The following is a 19,449-nucleotide window of genomic DNA, read 5'->3' as shown; positions in this document are numbered from 1 at the left end:
AAGAATTAGAATACTCAATATTAGTCTTACATTTATGAGAAAATTATCTTTTTTTTGTATCATTGTACTCCTACTCAACACATTAAGTCTAACAGCCCAAAAGCCCGAAGACTTAGAATGGAGTAACCAACATGTTTCGGGGGTGAATAAGGAAACCGCCTGTCAAATTGCTATCCCTTTTGATGATGAGCAACAGGCCAGCAATTTACCAATAGAGGAATCACCCTATTATAAGACCTTGAATGGTACATGGAAATTTCACTGGGTATCCGATCCTAAAGATAGGCCGCAAGATTTCTACAAACCTGACTATGATGTAAGTTTATGGGATGATATTAAAGTACCCGCAACCTGGCAAATTGAAGCTGTACGTAATAATAAGAATTGGGATAAACCACTGTATTGTAACGTAATCTACCCCTTTTCCTACACACAATGGGAAAAGATAGAGTGGCCCAACATCATCCAACCCCGCCCTTCCGACTACACATTTGCTACAATGCCCAACCCTGTAGGCAGCTATCGCAGAGAGTTCACTCTCCCCGATTCATGGAAAGGAAGGGAGGTCTTTATTCGTTTCAACGGTGTAGAAGCAGGATTCTATATTTGGCTGAACGGTCAAAAGGTTGGTTATTCGGAAGATAGTTATCTGCCTGCCGAATTTAATCTAACTCCTTATCTGCAACCCGGCAAGAATATTTTAGCAGTCGAAGTATATCGTTTTACTGACGGAAGCTATCTAGAATGTCAGGATTTCTGGCGTTTCAGTGGTATATTTAGAGATGTATTCTTATGGTCTGCTCCCCAAATACAAATCAGGGATTTTTTCTTCCGTGCAGATTTGGATAAAGAATACAAAAATGCTTCTGTTTCATTGGACATAAAACTTACAGGAAAGAAAGGTCACGGTGATATCATAGCAAAGATAACAAACTTAAATGGTCAAGAAATCGCTTCACAAGCCATTCGTGCCCAAACGGGTATCAACAATATGCAATTCGATGTTGAGAACCCGATGAAGTGGACGGCAGAAACTCCTAATCTTTATAACCTGACTATCTCTCTAAAACAAAAAGGGAAAGTTACGGATATCCGTAGCGTGAAAATTGGTTTCCGTAAAATAGAATTTACTAAAGACGGACAAATGTTGATTAATGGGAAATCAACTTTATTCAAAGGAGTAGATAGGCACGATCACAGTTCTTTAAACGGACGCACTGTTTCCAAAGAAGAAATGGAAAGGGATGTACTATTAATGAAATCTTTAAATATAAATGCAGTACGCACCTCACATTATCCTAATAACCCTTACTTTTATGACTTGTGCGACAGACATGGTATCTATGTAATGGCCGAGGCCAATGTAGAATGCCATGGACTCATGTCTTTATCCAATGAACCGGAATGGGAAAAATCGTTCACCGAACGTAATGAAAACCATGTAAGATGTTACCGGAATCATGCATCCATTATAATGTGGTCGATGGGGAATGAATCCGGTAACGGCAAAAATTTCCAAACTGCAGAAAAAGCCATAAAGAAGCTGGACAATACCCGCCCTACACATTATGAAGGTAATAGTTCTTACTGCGATGTAACTAGTTCCATGTACCCAAGTGTAGAATGGCTCGAAAACGTAGGAAAAGAACGTCTGCATAAGGCGCAAAATGGCGAAACGGTAAAACCCCACGTAGTCTGTGAATATGCTCATGCGATGGGTAACTCAATAGGCAACTTCAAGGAATATTGGGAAATATATGAGAATTATCCGGCACTTATAGGAGGATTCATCTGGGACTGGGTTGACCAAAGTATCAAAATGCCTGCTCCTAACGGGAAAGGTTTTTATATGGCTGCCGGTGGCGATTTTGGCGACAAGCCTAACGATGGTAATTTCTGCACAAACGGAATCATTTTCTCCGATCGTACTTTTTCCGCTAAAGCCTACGAGGTAAAGAAAATACATCAGCCCATAAGCGTGGAAGCATTGGGAAATGGTAAGTACAAGATAACCAACAAACGTTTCCACACCAATCTGAATGACTTGTATGGAAGATATACAATTGAAGAAGACGGTAAAGTAATCTTGTCCGGTAACCTGGAAGAACTCTCTTTGAATGCACAGACCAATAAAATAATTACTATCCCTGACAGCCAAATTAAGAGAACTCCGGGAGCAGAATACTTTATCAATTTCAGCTTTAAACAAAAATATGACACAGAATGGGAGAAAGCCGATTATGAAGTTGCATCAGAACAATTCAAACTCTCTGATAGTGAAAAACCGGTTTTTAAAATAACAAAGAGTAATATCAGCTTAGCTGAAACCAAAGATGCCTACCTTGTGAACGGTAAAAATTTCAGAGCGACATTCTCCAAAAAAGAAGGAACAATGTCCGCTTATACATTAAACGAAGTTCCTCTGATAAGCAAAGGATTAGAGCTGAACCTATTCCGTGCTCCTACCGACAACGACAGACAGGTGGATGAAGATTGGCAACGCAAGGGATTATATAATATGACCCTAGAAGCCGGTGATTGGAAAATACGTAATGAAGATGACAAAATTATCTTATTCATTAAAAATACATATAGAGGCAAGCTTGGATTCGATTACCAAACCGAAATGGAGTATACTGTAATATCTGATGGTTCTGTATTGGTGAACAGCATTATCATTCCGACAGTAAATGGAGAAATCATTCCACGTGTAGGCTATAGGTTGGAATTGCCCGAAGGTTTTGAACGCATGCGCTGGTATGGTCGGGGCCCCTTAGAAAACTATATTGACCGCAAAGATGCAACGAATGTCGGTGTATACGAAGACCTTGTCTCAAATCAATGGGTAGACTACGTAAAACCACAAGAGATGGGCAACCACGAAGACCTTCGCTGGATTGCCCTAACCAATCCCAATGGTGTCGGTTTTGTTTTCATCGCAGGAAATAACAATATGTCAGGGTCTGCACTGCATGTGAGAGCCCAGGATATGGTTGAACCTGACAATATCAGAAGATTGATACATAAGTATAAATTCTCTATGCGCAAAGAAACCATACTTTGCCTTGATGCCAAACATCGCCCCCTAGGCAATGCCAGTTGCGGGCCGGCTCCGATGCGCAAATACGAACTATACTCTCAACCTACAGTATTCAGTTTCATCATGATACCGTTGGAAAGAAGTTATTCAAAAGACGAATTAACAAAGAAAGCACGTGTTCGGATGCCTGTATGTATGCCTGTTCTTATAGAACGCGATAATAATGGATACCTATGCATGAAGACCGATACACCCTCCGCCACAATATATTATAGTATCAATGGTAAACCATACAAAGAGTATTCAGAACCTATTGAATTCATATCAGGCGGAGAAGTACATGCCTATGCTATTTCAGAGAACCTGGGAAAGAGTTTGTCAACAACTCTAGAACTACCTGTCTATGTAGATCGTTCCGCTTGGAAAGTAGTATCTGTAAGTAGCGAGAATGTCGGCGAGGAGGCACGCAATACTATTGACGGAGATCCCAATACTATTTGGCATAGCCGCTGGTCAACCTCTGCCGCCAAGCATCCACACGAAATTGTGGTAGACATGGCATCAATACTCGTAGTAGACAAATTTATTTACACTCCCCGCAAATCAGGCAATGGACGTATCAAGGATTACGAACTTTACTTTAGCAGAGACGGCAAGAATTGGGAAAACAAAATGAAAGGGAATTTTCCGAACTCTTCAACAACACAAGTCGTTACACTGAAAGAGCCTGTAACAGCGCGCTATTTCAAGCTTATAGCCTTGTCTGAAATAAACGGACAAGATTGGGCTTCAGCAGCCGAACTGAATGTTAACGTCACCAATAACCTTTCAGGAGTATTCGCTAATAAACAGAGTATTATACACGTAGACAGTGACTCCGACCAAAGTATGCAACTAGCAGTTGACGGAGATATCAATACCTATTGGCATACCGTACACAATCAATTTTATTTGGCACCTTATCCGCATGATATCCAAATAGCGTTGAATAAGGAAGCAAAGATAAAAGGCCTACAGTATACGCCACGTCAGGATTCTTCAGAAGGACATATAGCCAAATATGAAATCTATGTCAGCCGTGACGGGAAAGAGTGGGGAAAAGCTGTTGCTACAGGAACATTCGCAAATTCTAAAGAAACGCAAACAATAGAGTTTGCTCCACACCAGGCACGATATGTCAAGCTTCAAGCCTTATCTGCCATTGATGGTGGAAAACAAGCGGCTATAGCAGAACTGAAAATTTTGACCGATGAATAGAAAACAACATTTGATAAAATAAAAAACGTGATACCATTCATAAGGAATAATGAGTTCTAGCCTTATGAATGATAAATACAAAATAATAGGACTCCACTTAAAATAAAATTATGAAAAGAATAATTTGGACTATTTACCTGCTTTTATGTGTAGGCATACTTGGAGCACAAGAATACAAGACTGATGAGGCTGTAAGCTATCGCCCTGGAGAAAAAGACTCTTATATGCAGGAAAGATGCCGTTTGGATGTATATTATCCGGCAAACAAAAAAGATTTTTCAACAGTAATATGGTTTCATGGTGGCGGATTGACAGGAGGAAACCGCGAACTACCGGAAGAACTTAAGAATAAAGGACTTTGCATCGTTTCAGCAAGTTATCGACTATGCCCCGATAAAAAAGATCCTAATGCGATCAACGCAAATATCACCACCGATGATTGTGTTGACGATGCCGCTGCTGCAGCAGCCTGGGTTATGAAGAACATCGCACGTTATGGTGGAAATCCAAACAGAATTTATCTGGCCGGTCATTCAGCCGGTGGATATTTAGTCGGCATGATCGGATTTGATAAAAGCCGTCTAGCTAAATACGATATAGATGTTGACAAATTTGCGGCACTTATCCCATACAGCGGACAAGCAATCACCCATTACCACAACAGAAGTAGCAGAGGTATTTCGCCCTATCAGCCAATGATTGACGAACATGCTCCTTTGTATTACATTCGTAAAGACTGCCCTCCTATTTTGTTGATTACAGGAGATCGTGAACAAGAAATGTTCGGACGATATGAGGAGAATGCCTATCTGTGGCGTATGCTCAAACAAGTAGGACATCCGTCAGTACGCTTGTATGAATTGGATGGATTCAATCATGGGACAATGCTTCGCCCCGCCCATTTTCTATTACTGGACTTTATTCGTAATCTGGAACGAAAATAAAAGAGCGGAATCTCAAGAACTCTGTTCATATTGTGTAATGAAGACTTGTCCTACAAGACAATAAAATATAGAAACTATTAAAACTACTTGAATGAAAAGACTTATTTGTATCCTTTTCTATATTCAATTTGTCGCACTTCAAATGAGTGGACAAACTTGTATTGACCGAAAAGCTCTCGTAGAAAGACATCGAATTGTAACAACAAAAACGAACAACGGAAGTCCTGCCCAAGTTGGCAATGGTGAATTTGCTTTCGGTGTAGATATTACAGGACTACAAACGTTCGTTCCATTCAATACAATGTCAAATTGGGGTTGGCACAGTACTCCTTTACCCAAAGGAGTAAAAGCAGAGGATTTTAGGCAAAGTATAATTGACACTCACGGAAGACAGGTATTATACGACCTGTCTAATCCGGAACAACCTAAACTATCTCAATGGCTGGCTGCTAATCCACACCGTTTTAATCTTGGACGTATCGGTCTTAAATTAACACGTGCAGACGGCAGTGAGGCTACCCAGGAGGATTTATCCGAAACCTGTCAGGAAGTAGACTTATGGACAGGTATCATTAGCAGTCATTTTAAATTTGAGGGAAATCCAGTCACTGTGAAAACCGCCTGTCATCCTAATTTGGACGCGATAGCTGTCACTATAGAAAGCCCACTTGTAAAAAAAGGAAAGATAGCAGTATTCCTGGCATTCCCATATGCAAATGAACAGCAACAAAGTAACTATGTAGGAACATATGATACTCCTGAAAAACACCGCTCCACATTAAAAAAGCTAAGGAATGAGTCAGCCTGTATTATCCGAAAAATGGACGATGTCCTTTACTATACAACACTATTTTGGTCTACTCCTGCCAGTATCACATCTTCCAAATCTCCCCATCGGTTTGAATTACTTCCTAAAGAAACGGAGAAACTTTCCTTTACCTGCCTTTTTTCCCGTGAGAAGAATACCGTTCTGCCGCTGCCGGATTCTGTATTCAGTGAAAGTAAAACGGCCTGGAATTCTTTTTGGAAATCAGGAGCGGCAATTGATCTGTCAGAGAGTAAAGATCCCCGCTGGAAAGAGTTGGAAAGAAGAATCGTCTTATCACAATATGTCATGAAGATAAACGAAGCAGGGACACTCCCCCCCCAAGAAAGTGGCTTAGTTAACAATGGCTGGTATGGGCGTTTCCACTTTGAAATGATTTGGTGGCATGGAGTACATTATGCATTGTGGAATCGTTGGTCTTTATGGGATAAAAGTCTCGGTATATATCGGACATTTCTGAACTCATCTAAACAACGTGCAGAAAGTCAAGGCTATAATGGAGCACGATGGCCAAAATGTACCGCCAATTTTGACCGTGAATGGCCACACCTCATTCATGCGACTCTATTATGGCAGGAGCCGCATCCTATCTATTTCGCAGAACTGGATTATCGTTTACATCCCAATAAAAAAACACTTGAAAAATGGAAAGAAGTAGTATTTGCCACAGCGGATTTCATGGCAGACTACGCTTTCTATGACAAAGAAAAAGACAAATTTGTTCTCGGGCCTCCACTCTATCTCGTTTCTGAGAATTCAGATCCTCGAAAGACCAAAAATCCGGCATTTGAATTAAGTTATTGGCGATCTGGATTAAGAATGGCACAAAAATGGAGAGAACGCCTTGGATTACCTCCAGAAAAGTCATGGAAAAACGTTCTTGAAAAACTCGCTCCTCTCCCCGTGGAAAAAGGAGTATATGTGACTTATGAAGAAATACCTGAAATGTGGAAAAAATACGCATTTGAACATCCGGGATTAATCGGCACTTACGGTATGCTTCCCGGTGACGGGGTAGACAGAGCAACCTTCTCACGCACTCTGATTAAAGTTGCAAACGAATGGAACTTTAATCGTACATGGGGATGGGATTTTCCAATGTTGGCAATGGCCGCCGCACGCAGTGGAAATACCGGTATGGCGATAGACTTTCTGCTCCATCCATCACACAATTTCCGGTTTGACGAACATGGGTTGGCTACAGGAGGTCCATTCCCTTATTTCCCATCTAATGGCGGATTACTCACAGCAGTTGCCATGATGGCAGGTGGTTGGGATGGCTCATCCGGCCAGGCTCCAGGCTTTCCCAAGGATGGCAGCTGGGCAGTCCGTTGTGAAGGCTTTATGCCCATGCCTGCATACATCGAAAAGTGGTAACTTCTAATATTACATATTTATGAAAAGATATTTATTTGTCATACTGGCGGTGGTTATCTGTTTACCAAACTTTCAATTGATACGAGCAAATAATACATCAGAAAGGGTAACCACCCGATATACATTTGAGAAAGGATGGAAATTCACCCGACAAGATGACATCGCTTTCAGCAAAACTATATACGACGATAACGGCTGGCAGTCGGTAACAGTACCTCATGATTGGGCTATTTACGGCCCTTTCAGTATTCAAAATGACCGGCAAAAAGTAGCCATTGTACAGGATGGACAGAAAGAGGCAATAGAGCATGCAGGCCGCACAGGAGGTCTGCCATTTGTCGGAGTAGGCTGGTACAGACTAGAATTTGAAGTGCCCGAGTTCCGAAAAGGGAAGAAAGCAACACTCCTATTTGACGGAGCTATGAGCCATGCGCGAGTATATATCAATGGAAAAGAAGCAGGTTACTGGCCTTATGGATATAACTCTTTCTATCTGGACATTACCCCTTACTTGAATGAGAAAGAGAAGAATACCCTGGCAGTACGGTTAGAAAACGAAAAAGATTTCTCTCGCTGGTATCCGGGAGCAGGTTTATATAGAAACGTTCATCTAATAGTAAATGAAGACGCGCATATCCCGGTATGGGGCACACAAGTCTCAACTCCTGTCATTGAAAAAGAATTTGCCCGTATACACCTGAAAACATCCTGGGTAATGCCTGAAAACGAGAAGGCAGAAGACTATCACATTGTCACAGAAATAAAAGATACGGATGGAAAGGTAGTGAGTCATGACAAACAACAGCTCACCACTTTTGACAACAACGTATTTGTTCAGGAGATGATTGTAGAAAAGCCAATACTTTGGACATTGAAAGCCCCCTATTTGTATAAAGCAATCTCAAAAGTATATAAAGGAGATGTCTTGAAAGATGAACGGGAAACTCCATTCGGCATACGTTCTATAAAAATTGTACCGGACAAAGGGTTCTTCCTGAATGGAGAACGAACACAATTCAAAGGAGTATGCAACCATCATGATCTGGGACCGTTAGGGACGGCTGTAAATGACGCTGCTATTCGCAGACAAATCAGAATACTGCAAGACATGGGTTGCAATGCTATCCGTACTTCGCACAATATGCCCGCACCGGAATTAGTACGTGCCTGCGACGAAATGGGAATGATGCTTATGATAGAAACTTTTGACGAATGGAAAGCTGCCAAATGTTCCAAAGGATATCACAAACTCTTTGATGAATGGGCAGAAAAAGATTTGGTAAATGTATTACGCCATTATCGAAATAACCCGAGTGTAGTGATGTGGTGTATAGGAAATGAAGTACCTGACCAATGGAACAAAGAACGGGGTTCAAAGCTTTCCCGTTTCCTGCAAGATATCTGTCATCGGGAGGACCCGTCCCGTCCTGTGACACAAGGGATGGACGCCGTAGATGCAGCACTAAACAACAACGTAGCTGCTGTAATGGATGTAGCCGGTTTCAACTACCGTGTCCATAAATATCAGGAAAGCTATAAAAGACTCCCCCAACAAATTATCCTGGGAAGCGAAACAGCTTCAACTGTTAGTTCGAGAGGAATTTACAAATTCCCAGTAACTCGGGCATCAATGAAAAGATATTATGAAGATCATCAATCATCATCATATGATCTGGAACATTGCGACTGGTCCAACCTGCCTGAAGATGATTTTATCCAACATGAAGATCTGCCTTACTGCATAGGGGAATTTGTATGGACGGGATTTGATTATCTAGGCGAACCGACCCCCTATTATACAGACTGGCCAAGCCATTCTTCTCTGTTCGGTATCATTGATTTGGCAGGGCTTCCGAAAGACCGTTATTATCTGTATCGCAGTCATTGGAACAAACAGAAGGAGACATTACATATTCTTCCTCACTGGAACTGGGAAGGACGTGAGGGAGAAACGACTCCGGTATTTGTCTACACCAACTATCCTTCTGCAGAACTCTTCATCAACGGCAAGAGCCAGGGCAGGCGTACTAAAGATATGAGTGTCACTGTACATAATAGTGCCGATTCTCTCTCGCAAGCAACACTGAAACGTCAACAACGTTACCGCTTGATGTGGATGAACACAAAATATGAACCGGGCACCATAAAAGTAGTTGCTTACGACAAGAATGGGAAAGCAGCTGCCGAGAAAGAGGTACGTACGGCCGGTAAGCCATACCAGATAGAACTACTACCCGACAGGCGAGTACTAAAAGCAAATGGTAAAGACCTCTGCTTTGTTACCGTACGCATAGTAGACAAAGACGGCATTTTCTGTCCGACAGCCACAAACGAAATTCATTTCAAAGTAAAGGGTGAAGGTACTTACCGAGCTGGGGCGAATGGTAACTCCATTTCATTGGAGTCATTCCAGCTCCCTAAAATGAAACTTTTCAGCGGTATGATGACTGCCATTGTCCAGACAACAGAAACTCCCGGGGAGATTATTTTAGAAGCTACCGGAACTGGATTAAAAAAAGGACTACTCCATATCAAAAGTAAATGACATGATTTCTCACTATAATATTCTTTAAAATAATAATATGCATAGAAAAATTATATACCGATTCGCCACCATTATATATCTGTTTATATCTTTAGCAGCCTGCAAAACAAATAATGCCATAGAGATAATAAAAATGCAATGCGAGTATTTAGACAATCCATTAGGCATTGATACTGAAAATCCCCGTTTCACCTGGGCTTTTAAAGGAGATAACGGAAATTTCCAACAAACAACATTCCATATAGGAGTAGCAACTTCTTCCGAACTGCTGAAAAAAGGAAAAGCTGATGTATGGGATTCGAAAGAAATACACAGCACTAATCCTCATTCCGTGTATAGTGGAAAACCATTACTAAGCCATACCCAATATTATTGGCAGGTTATAGTTTGTGGAAATGACGGAAAAAAAATAGTCTCTCCAGTTGCTTCTTTTGAGATGGCCAAAGTAGCTGCCACAGATTGGAAAGCACAATGGATCACCGATGCCTTGGAGAAAGAAACAGAATCGGCGCCCCTATTCAGAAAAGCTTTCACTGTAGAAAAAAAGATAAAGAAAGCACGCATATATATAAGCGGAGGCGGATATTATGAAATGTTCATCAACGGCTGCCGTGTCGGCAACCATTATCTGGATCCCGGATATACACATTTTGACAAACGTATGTTATACGTGACTCATGATGTCACGAAGTTACTGACAAAGGGTGATAATGCTCTGGCGGCAGTATTGGGTAATGGTTTTTACAACTGCCAAAGTCGGGCAGTATGGAATTTTGAAAAAGCTCGCTGGAGAAACAGACCTCGTTTGCTATGTGAACTCCGGATTACTTATGAAGATGGCACTACAGATATTATCGGCACAGATGCTACCTGGAAAACGAATATAGGTCCCTATATTTACAACAACATATATAGTGGAGACAAATATGACGCACGTTTGGAGGAAAAGGGATGGAATACCGCGAATTTCGATGACTCTAAATGGGCAAACTCCCAAATAACTGAACAACCGACAAAACTGCTGGTTGCACAAACAATGCCTGCCATACAAGTAACAGAGGAAATCATGCCTGTTGCCGTAAAAGCTTTCGGCAACAAGATTTATGTATTCGATATGGGTAAAAATATTTCTGGTATATGTCGGTTAAAAGTAAAAGGAACAGCAGGTACCACTTACACATTGCGTCATGGTGAGTTGCTAAAAGAAAACGGACGGCTGGAACAAGGAAACATTGATGTATACTATCATCCCGAAAAACCGGGTGAAATATTCCAGACTGATGTTTTCATTTTAAGCGGTTCGGGTGAAGAAGAAATCTTCATTCCCCAATTCTGTTATCATGGCTTCCGTTATGTAGAAGTAGAATGTAGTGAGTCTGTGACTCTGACTACAGATAATTTAACCGGACTATTCCTCCGTACGGGGATCCGACAAACTGGTGAATTCAAATGCTCTAACAATTTACTAAACAAGATATGGGCAGCCACCAATCTAAGTTATACAGGCAATATCCATAGCATACCGACCGACTGTCCCCAACGTGAAAAAAACGGCTGGACAGCCGATGCACATATAGCAATAGACTTAGCCTTACTTAATTTTGACGGTATCACATTCTATGAGAAATGGATGAATGATTTCATAGACAACCAGCGTCCCAATGGCAATATTTCCGGCATTATTCCGAGCGACACATGGGGATACGGTGAATGGCCGGGGCCAGTATGGGATGCCGCACTCTTCATCATTCCCAATGCGCTTTATAACTATTATGGAGAGACTCATTCCATAGAAAAACTTTATCCCAGCATGCTCCTCTATCTGGAATACCTAAAGAATAAAGAAGTGGATGGTGGCTACCTTAATTTCGGTTTAGGAGATTGGGTGTTCTATCGTGCACAAACTCCCAATGACTATACTTCCACCTTGTACTACTATCAGGATTATAAAATGATGGCGCGCTTTGCAAAGTTACTGGGGAAAGACGCTACAACATTCCAAAAGAAAGCTGAAGAACTAAAAGAATTAATCAATCGAAAATACTTTAATCAAGAAACAGGTGTATATGCCAATGGTACACAAACAGCTCAGGCCATCGCATTATACATGGATATTGTGCCTGAAGGCAAACAACAGCAAGTGGCAGATAAATTACATCAAGTGGTAGCGGAGAACAATTATTTTTTGGATTTCGGCTTATTGGGTAGCAAGAGCGTACCAGCCATGCTTACAAAATATGGCTATATAGAAGATGCTTACAAGATGATAACCAAGACAGAAGCTCCTTCCTGGGGATATTGGGTAGAAACCAAAGGATATACCACGCTGGCCGAAACATGGTTATTAAGTCCCGAATTTCACGACGCTTCCCTAAACCATGTGTTTATGGGAGATATAAGCGCCTGGATGTATAATGCACTTTCCGGCATAAATTACAGTGAGAAAGAACCGGGATTCCAACACATCATTATTCATCCCCATTTTGTTCAAGGTCTGGATTGGGTAGAAGGTAGTTACAATTCTATCCGCGGTATGATACGCTCTGCATGGAAACGTACAGGTAACGATATGATAACCCTATCTGTCACAATTCCTGCCGGCTGTACAGCTACAATTTATGCCGATAAAAAATACACAGTAGGAGCAGGAAAGCATGAATACACCATTCATTCCAACAAAAGTTATATAAATTAAAGTAAAGATCTCTTCGGAATCAAAACTATCCATAATGAAGAAATGGGTAGTTTTAATTCCGAATGTTCTTTTATCTTAATTATACCAATAATACTCTATTGCCTTTCAAAAAGCATAAAATCAACATTGCCGATATAAAATATTCTATTTTTTTGCTATCAAATCCTGCCATTATTATTTATATTTGCATCATTCTAGTTCAACCCACGTAAATATGAAAACCATACACCCTTTCTCCGCACTTCTACTGTTGATTGGTCTTTTATGCTGTTTTCCACATATACTTTACGCATACAGCCTAAGACAATTCTCCAATAAGGACGGCTTGTCAAACAGTGCCATTCCCTCTCTCTATCAAGATCAGGAAGGCATTATTTGGATTGGCTCATGTGATGGTTTAAATATCTTTGACGGTAACAGTATACAGCAATATCACCCTGATTCCTCAAAAGCTTTACTCTCCGGCAACCTGATACATCATATCATGGAAGCCGAAAAGGATGTGTTATGGATAAAGACAAACTATGGTTTTGACCGATTAGACACCAAGCAACAGACATGCCAAAACTTCACTGAATTCAAAGACAATTTTCATATAGCCAAAAGCGATGATAACGAACTTTTCATATTAAAAGATGACGGATACCTTTATCATTACCAACAGGAACAACAGACATTCCAAAGACTAAAAGTTCCTCCAATGGCATTCGAGCACGTGTTATCCATGATGATCGACACGAATAATGTACTTTGGATCTTCACATCTAATAATAACACCTGCAGCTACTCGATAAAAAAAGAAAACCAGGAGTTAACACTAGTCCCCAACAATCTTTTTACACACCCCGAAAAGCTGCTATGGGCTTTTTCAGATGAGCACTTAGCCTACTTTATTGATGAAACTTATTCATTGTATGAATATGACTTTAATAACCTGAAAGAGTACTATATAGCAGATCTCAAAACAGAAATAGAGAGCCACGGAGATGTTTCTTCGGTTATCAAACAACAGAATGATTACTATATCGGATTTAAAAGCAGCGGGTTGATTATATTAAAATATATGGCCGACCAGAAAATCAAATATCAGATACAATCAACGGAAATTCATTCCGGCATTTTTTGTCTGATGAAAGATAAATTTCAAGATATCGTTTGGATAGGAACAGATGGACAAGGACTATATATGTATTATAATGATGCCTTCTCCATTACCAACACTCTATTGGATACTCCTATATATCAAATCAATAACCCTGTACGAGCACTCTATTATGACGAAGAACAGACACTATGGATAGGTACTAAAGGAGGAGGTATATTACGCATCAAAAATTATTCGCCCGAAGCAAGTACACTGACATCCTTTGACCGATTCACTGTCAGCAACAGTTCATTAATCAATAATGCTGTCTATTGTTTTGCTCCCGGTGGCATGAACAAGTTATGGATAGGAACCGAAAACGGCATCAATTACTATTCATACAAAGAAAAAAAACTAAAAGAATTTCCGATTATAGCCAATGGTAAGAAAGTAAAATACGTACATTCCATCAACGAATTAAATGATACCACTTTATGGATAGCAACCGTTGGCGAAGGTATCGTAAAGGTGGTTTTAAAAGAAGACAATGTTTCTCCTGTCATAAAGTCGGCCAACAGAATAGTACAAGACAATGGACGTATGGCCACCAATTACTTTTTTACTTCCTTTCAAGAGAACGACTCTATCCTTTGGTTTGGTAATCGCGGCTATGGCGCCTACCACTTGAATATAAAAACTGAAAAGCTGACTCCACATAGATTCGACGATATTGTAAATAGCCAGACAGTCAACGATATTTTCGCCATTCACAAAAACTCTAAAGGGTACTGGCTGGGAACCAGCTCCGGATTGCTTCACTACACTCCCAACAGTCCACAACATCACGACAGGGCCAAATTACTTTCCAACAACACCATACATGGCATTTTGGAGGACTTGCAAGGTAATCTTTGGATCAGCACTAATCAAGGCCTGGTAAGATTCAACCAACAGAGCAATACCTCCCAAACATATGATAAAGGGAACGGGCTGACTACCACCGAGTTCAGCGATGGTGCTTTTTACAAGGATACCCGGACTGGGACATTGTTTTTTGGAGGAACAAACGGATTTGTCACTATCAAATCCAACAACTATCTTATAGAAGACTATATGCCCCAAATACATTTTAAAGGACTCTCTATTTTTGGTAAGGAATACAATATCCATGATTTTCTGACTGTTGATGACAAACAAATCACACTTCAACTGGATTATAGCCAGAACTTCTTCTGTATAGACTTCATGGCCCTTGATTATATAAACGGAAACAACTATTCCTACTCCTACAAACTGGATAAAATAAGTGAACATTGGATAGAAAGCGGAACAGTGTCCAGTGCCATTTTCTCTAATCTCTCACCCGGTCAATATACTCTGCTAGTAAAATACAAGAATAATATAAATGGCAAAGAAAGTCAACCTGTAGAATTAAGTATCTGCATTACTCCCCCCTGGTATTTGAGTAACTGGGCTTATACTGCCTACTTTATCTTGTTTGCCATCTTCTGCACTTTAATAATCTATCAGATCATCTGGAAATATCGTCTCAAGCAATACCACATGATTGAAAAAATGAATAGGGAAAAGAAAGAAGAAATATATGAATCCAAACTGCGTTTCTTTACCAATATTACCCATGAATTCTGCACACCTTTGACATTGATCTACGGTCCATGTGAGAAAATACTTGCTTATACACATACAGATTCATACATCCGCAAATATGGTCAAATTATACAGCAGAATGCAGAAAAGCTGAATAGCCTAATATTAGAATTACTTGAATTTCGCAGATTGGAAACTGGCAATAAGACTCTCTCCATCCAAAGACTACCCGTTGCGGACAAGATTCGCAGCATAGCAGATTCATTCAGTGAACTAGCCGAAAACAGGGAACTCAACTATTTGTTGGATATCCAACCGGATATCCAATGGAATACAGATATCAGTTGCTTTAATAAAATAGCCAACAACCTGCTTTCTAATGCATTTAAATATACCCCCAACAAAGGAAATATTACTCTTGAGTTAAAAACAGAAGATCAACAACTAATCCTACGCATATCCAATTCCGGGAAAGGGATAGCAAAAGAAAATCTTGATAAAATATTTGACCGCTACAAGATATTGGATTCTTTTGAAACCAATGGGAATAACTCACGAAACGGGCTTGGATTAGCTATCTGTAAAAGTATGGTAACCCTATTGAATGGACAAATCAACGTTGAAAGTATTCCTGATGAAACTACCACATTCACTGTCATCTTACCAGAGCTATCTCCGACGGAACAAGAGGTTTCTCATGAAGTATATCAAACAGAACTATTAAAAACTAACATAAAGCCTATAGAACTAGAAAAGACAGTTAAAAACTTCGACTCTTCCAAACAGACAATTATGATTATTGACGATGATCCCTCCATGCTGTGGTTTATCTCAGAAATATTTATAAATAGCTATAACGTATTATCCTTCAGCAATGCCAAAGAAGCTCTTGCTACCCTAGAGTTGAAACAACCCGACTTAATCATATCAGACGTAATGATGCCCGAAATCAACGGGCTCTCTTTTACTCATCGCGTTAAGCAGAACAAGCTATGGAGTCATATACCATTAATCTTATTATCTGCCCTTCATCATGAAGATGATCAAGTGAAAGGTATTGACTCAGGAGCAGAAGCCTACGTTACCAAACCTTTTAATGTTAAATATCTAGAGAAAATTGTCTATCGGTTGATAAAGCGAAAATCAGACCTAAAAGAATATTACAACTCCATATTTAGTTCTTTCCAAATAGAAAACGGCAATCTTATACACCAGGAAGATCATGACTTCCTGAACAAAATAACAGAAATCATAGAAAAGAACCTCGAAAATCCTGAACTATCAGTCGAATTACTAAGTAGCGAGTTAGGCTATAGTAGCCGCCAATTTTATCGGAAACTAAAACCAATAACCGAAAAATCACCAACTGATATTATCAAGGAGTATCGTCTCACCATAGCTGAGCGTTTGTTATTGACTAAGAATTTCACTATTGAAGAAATTATGGACAAAACCGGATTTACCAATCGTGGAACATTCTATAAATTATTTGCTCAACGATTTGGCATGCCACCGCGCCAATATAGAGAACAGCAGAAAAGTAAAGTGATAAAATAACCTCTAAAAACAGAGTGGCAGGCGAAATGTCCTAGGGATATTCAGTAAACGTTCCTTCTTCTATGGAACACATGTATTGCCAATCTCTATATGAGTACCGGTAATTCGTTCTAATTCACGCTTGTATCTCGTAATCCGTTTTTCGAGTAATACTTTCTCGCCTATACCGACTTTTTCTGGGTTATAAGGTGTTTGGTTTGCAACCATGGCAAAGAATATTTCGCGACTTTATGGGCTGTGGCAATAACAGCAGCTTTTCCTCCGGCTCTTGAACGTATCCTGCGGTAGAAGCTTCCCAGTTGGTTCTTTGCGTTGGCGAGCGAGGAAGCGATACTCCGAGAAATCAATCCGACATTGTTTCGACGGAGTGGCACGTGGCTTGATATTCTTTTTCCTCCTGATATCTTAGTGTTCGGTGCGATGTTGCACCAACAGCAGAACTGTTTGGAAGATGGAAACTTCCGGGTAAAGTCGTGCCCCAATTCACTCATCAGTTCAAGTGCGGTCAGGTGGCTTATGCCGGGTATCTCAAAGACATTCACTCCCCACATGTCATATGTCTTTCTTTCCACATCGAAGCCTACAGTCCGTTTACGCTTGTGATAGTCACGACGTTTTTTCGTCGGACTATATGACGGCCGCCCTGCTTCGGCAACCTCCGTGCGATAGTTTTCCATGAGTTTTTCCAGTTCCGTGTCACATCGGTCAAGTTGGACGCAAAAATGTTTGAAAGTATCGTAGTTTTGCCTAAGGACAAACATGAGGTCTTCTTCCCAGTTACCCTCAAGTGCCTTGGCTATTTCCTCTTTCGGGGTTTTGCACTGGATGTCAGCCAAATCGGCAAGTTTCTTGGGGTCACGTTCACCTGCGAGAATGGCTTCAATGATACGCATGCCGGATTTTCCCGTAATGTCGGACAGGACAAGCGTAAGTTTTATATTCATCTACTGCATGGCTTTCTGCATACGTAGAACTATGCTTGAGGCCTCACGGGAGAGGGGATCACGATGACGGGTAAATGTCTTCATCCGTTTGGCGTCGTTGTGCGGTTGGAAACTTGCCTTGAGCAATCCGTCCTGGTGCAGCAACATCAGCCATTCGGCATCCGACTCGTCGGTTTTCCTCTCCGTTATGTTCTTCACATCCTTTGCGTTGGCCAATACGACATCCAGCCCGTCCTCCTAAAGACGACAGAACAGCGATATCCAGTAAACCCCAATGGATTCCATTGCGACTGTCTTTATGCCGTATTCCCTGAGCCATGCCGAGATGGCATGCAAGTCGGATATATATACTCCAAACGCGCGGTTGTTGTCCTTGGAGCGGTCGGCAGGAACGCAGACCTGCATGATACCGTCCGCGATATCTATTCCCACTGCATCGGGATTGACTATCCGAAGTTCCGCACCTTTGGCGGTCTTGACTTTTTTGCTTTCTTTGCCATGATAATATTGTTACTGTTGTTGATGGATAAAGGCATAAGCCATGTTCTGTCGATGAGCATTCTTCTATACGGCCTCTGACGACCAATCTTCAATTCGCAGGACAAGGAGCCATACTCTTTTGTGGGGTTGAAAGCCCAAAAAACAACCGGCTTGCTTCTTATGCCTACAACAAAGGTAACTAAAAACGTTTCTGCCACCGCAAGCGGTGGAAACGTTCTGTGTTCCACTCTGATTTCAATCAAGACAGAGGCTTGGCTTTACTCTTTTAGACCTTTTCTATCATACATACCGCATTAGCCGTATGTATTCCAAGGAAAATCCAAAGCATTTCCGTTTTCCTATTTCTGGCTTTTATCCTGGCCAGTGAGTAATGTTGTTTCTGTGTTCCAAAGCTTCCTTCCAGGCGGGTAGCTCTTTCACGGCTGAGTTCCGAGCGTAAGATCTTACGAAACGGCTCATCTTTGGCAGCTCTGCCCTTACGCTTAAAGGAAGTACTTATATGATATTTTGTACAAAATTTCCGGTTGGCATTATTGGCATAGATTGAATCCGCCGCAAGCGCCTTAACCCTACCCCCGGTCAGTTGTTGTTGCAAATGAATACAGTCTTTCAAACGTACCCCTTCGTTAAAAGCCTTAAAGGAGATATGTTCTATAAAGGAGATTCCGTCTATCTGTATATTGTTGACTTCGGCTCCGAATTCAACTGATTTGGTTTCCTAACCTCTGATAATGGAGCGAAGGTAATGCCGGTCAATACCTTCCCATAAGAGTTTGACATCACTAGGAAAGCGCAGATGACTTTCATAACAGGTGGCATCGGTCATACAGACATGAAGATTCTCAAGATAAGGTTTCCAATGCTCGACCAGAATAGGCTGGAGAGACCCAATATCAAGACGATCCGCTAAATCTTGACGAATTGCACTAACGATTTTAGGATTGGTTAGCGGATGAAGAGGATCAATTTGAACACCACAAAATAATTGGTAATAAATATTACCGTTTAAATGTTCAATCAGTTGTGAATCGGAAAAGTTGGTATAGGACTTCAGGACCATCAAGGCTATTT

8 protein-coding genes and 1 pseudogene are annotated in these 19,449 nt (G+C 40.8%); 6 read left to right on the top strand and 3 right to left on the bottom strand.

All coding sequences use genetic code 11. From position 1 onward, the window contains the following. The first annotated feature begins 34 nt into the window (after positions 1-34). From I2I04_RS08360 to I2I04_RS08335, 6 genes are all read left to right on the top strand, one after another. Positions 35-4,297, top strand: a complete 4,263-nt coding sequence (locus I2I04_RS08360; RefSeq protein ID WP_195654783.1) for a glycoside hydrolase family 2 TIM barrel-domain containing protein — start codon at positions 35-37, stop codon at positions 4,295-4,297. Positions 4,298-4,407: 110 nt separating this feature from the next. Beyond that, positions 4,408-5,241 carry an alpha/beta hydrolase gene (locus tag I2I04_RS08355; protein ID WP_195654782.1) on the top strand — a complete coding sequence of 278 codons (834 nt, stop codon included), beginning with the start codon at positions 4,408-4,410 and terminating at the stop codon, positions 5,239-5,241. 91 nt (positions 5,242-5,332) lie between these two features. Next, a complete protein-coding gene (locus I2I04_RS08350; protein WP_195654781.1) occupies positions 5,333-7,444 on the top strand; it encodes a hypothetical protein in 2,112 nt (703 codons plus the stop codon). A gap of 19 nt (positions 7,445-7,463) precedes the next feature. After that, on the top strand, positions 7,464-9,989 hold the full coding sequence (gene galB, locus I2I04_RS08345; protein WP_195654780.1) for a beta-galactosidase GalB: 2,526 nt from the start codon (positions 7,464-7,466) through the stop codon (positions 9,987-9,989). A 37-nt stretch (positions 9,990-10,026) separates the two neighbouring features. Beyond that, positions 10,027-12,684 carry an alpha-L-rhamnosidase gene (locus I2I04_RS08340; RefSeq protein ID WP_195654779.1) on the top strand — a complete coding sequence of 886 codons (2,658 nt, stop codon included), beginning with the start codon at positions 10,027-10,029 and terminating at the stop codon, positions 12,682-12,684. Positions 12,685-12,898: 214 nt separating this feature from the next. Continuing rightward, positions 12,899-16,933, top strand: coding sequence for a hybrid sensor histidine kinase/response regulator transcription factor (locus I2I04_RS08335; RefSeq protein WP_195654778.1), 4,035 nt, complete (start codon positions 12,899-12,901; stop codon positions 16,931-16,933). Between the two features lie 161 nt (positions 16,934-17,094). On the opposite strand, the gene I2I04_RS08330 is transcribed toward I2I04_RS08335, so the two are convergent. The 3 genes and pseudogenes from I2I04_RS08330 to I2I04_RS08320 all read right to left on the bottom strand — a co-directional run. Then, entirely contained in the window at positions 17,095-17,877 is a 783-nt protein-coding gene (locus I2I04_RS08330) for a transposase (protein WP_195654777.1), read from the bottom strand. Next, on the bottom strand, positions 17,878-18,105 hold the full coding sequence (locus I2I04_RS08325; protein WP_317192944.1) for an IS110 family transposase: 228 nt from the start codon (positions 18,103-18,105) through the stop codon (positions 17,878-17,880). A gap of 538 nt (positions 18,106-18,643) precedes the next feature. Further along, positions 18,644-19,449: pseudogene (locus I2I04_RS08320) on the bottom strand (transposase); the annotation flags it as partial.

The sequence above is a fragment of the Bacteroides sp. 1001136B_160425_E2 genome, assembly GCF_015559655.1.
GTDB lineage: Bacteria > Bacteroidota > Bacteroidia > Bacteroidales > Bacteroidaceae > Bacteroides > Bacteroides luhongzhouii.
The sequence above is the reverse complement of the archived record's forward strand: the minus strand, read 5'-3'. Positions and strand labels throughout refer to the sequence as shown.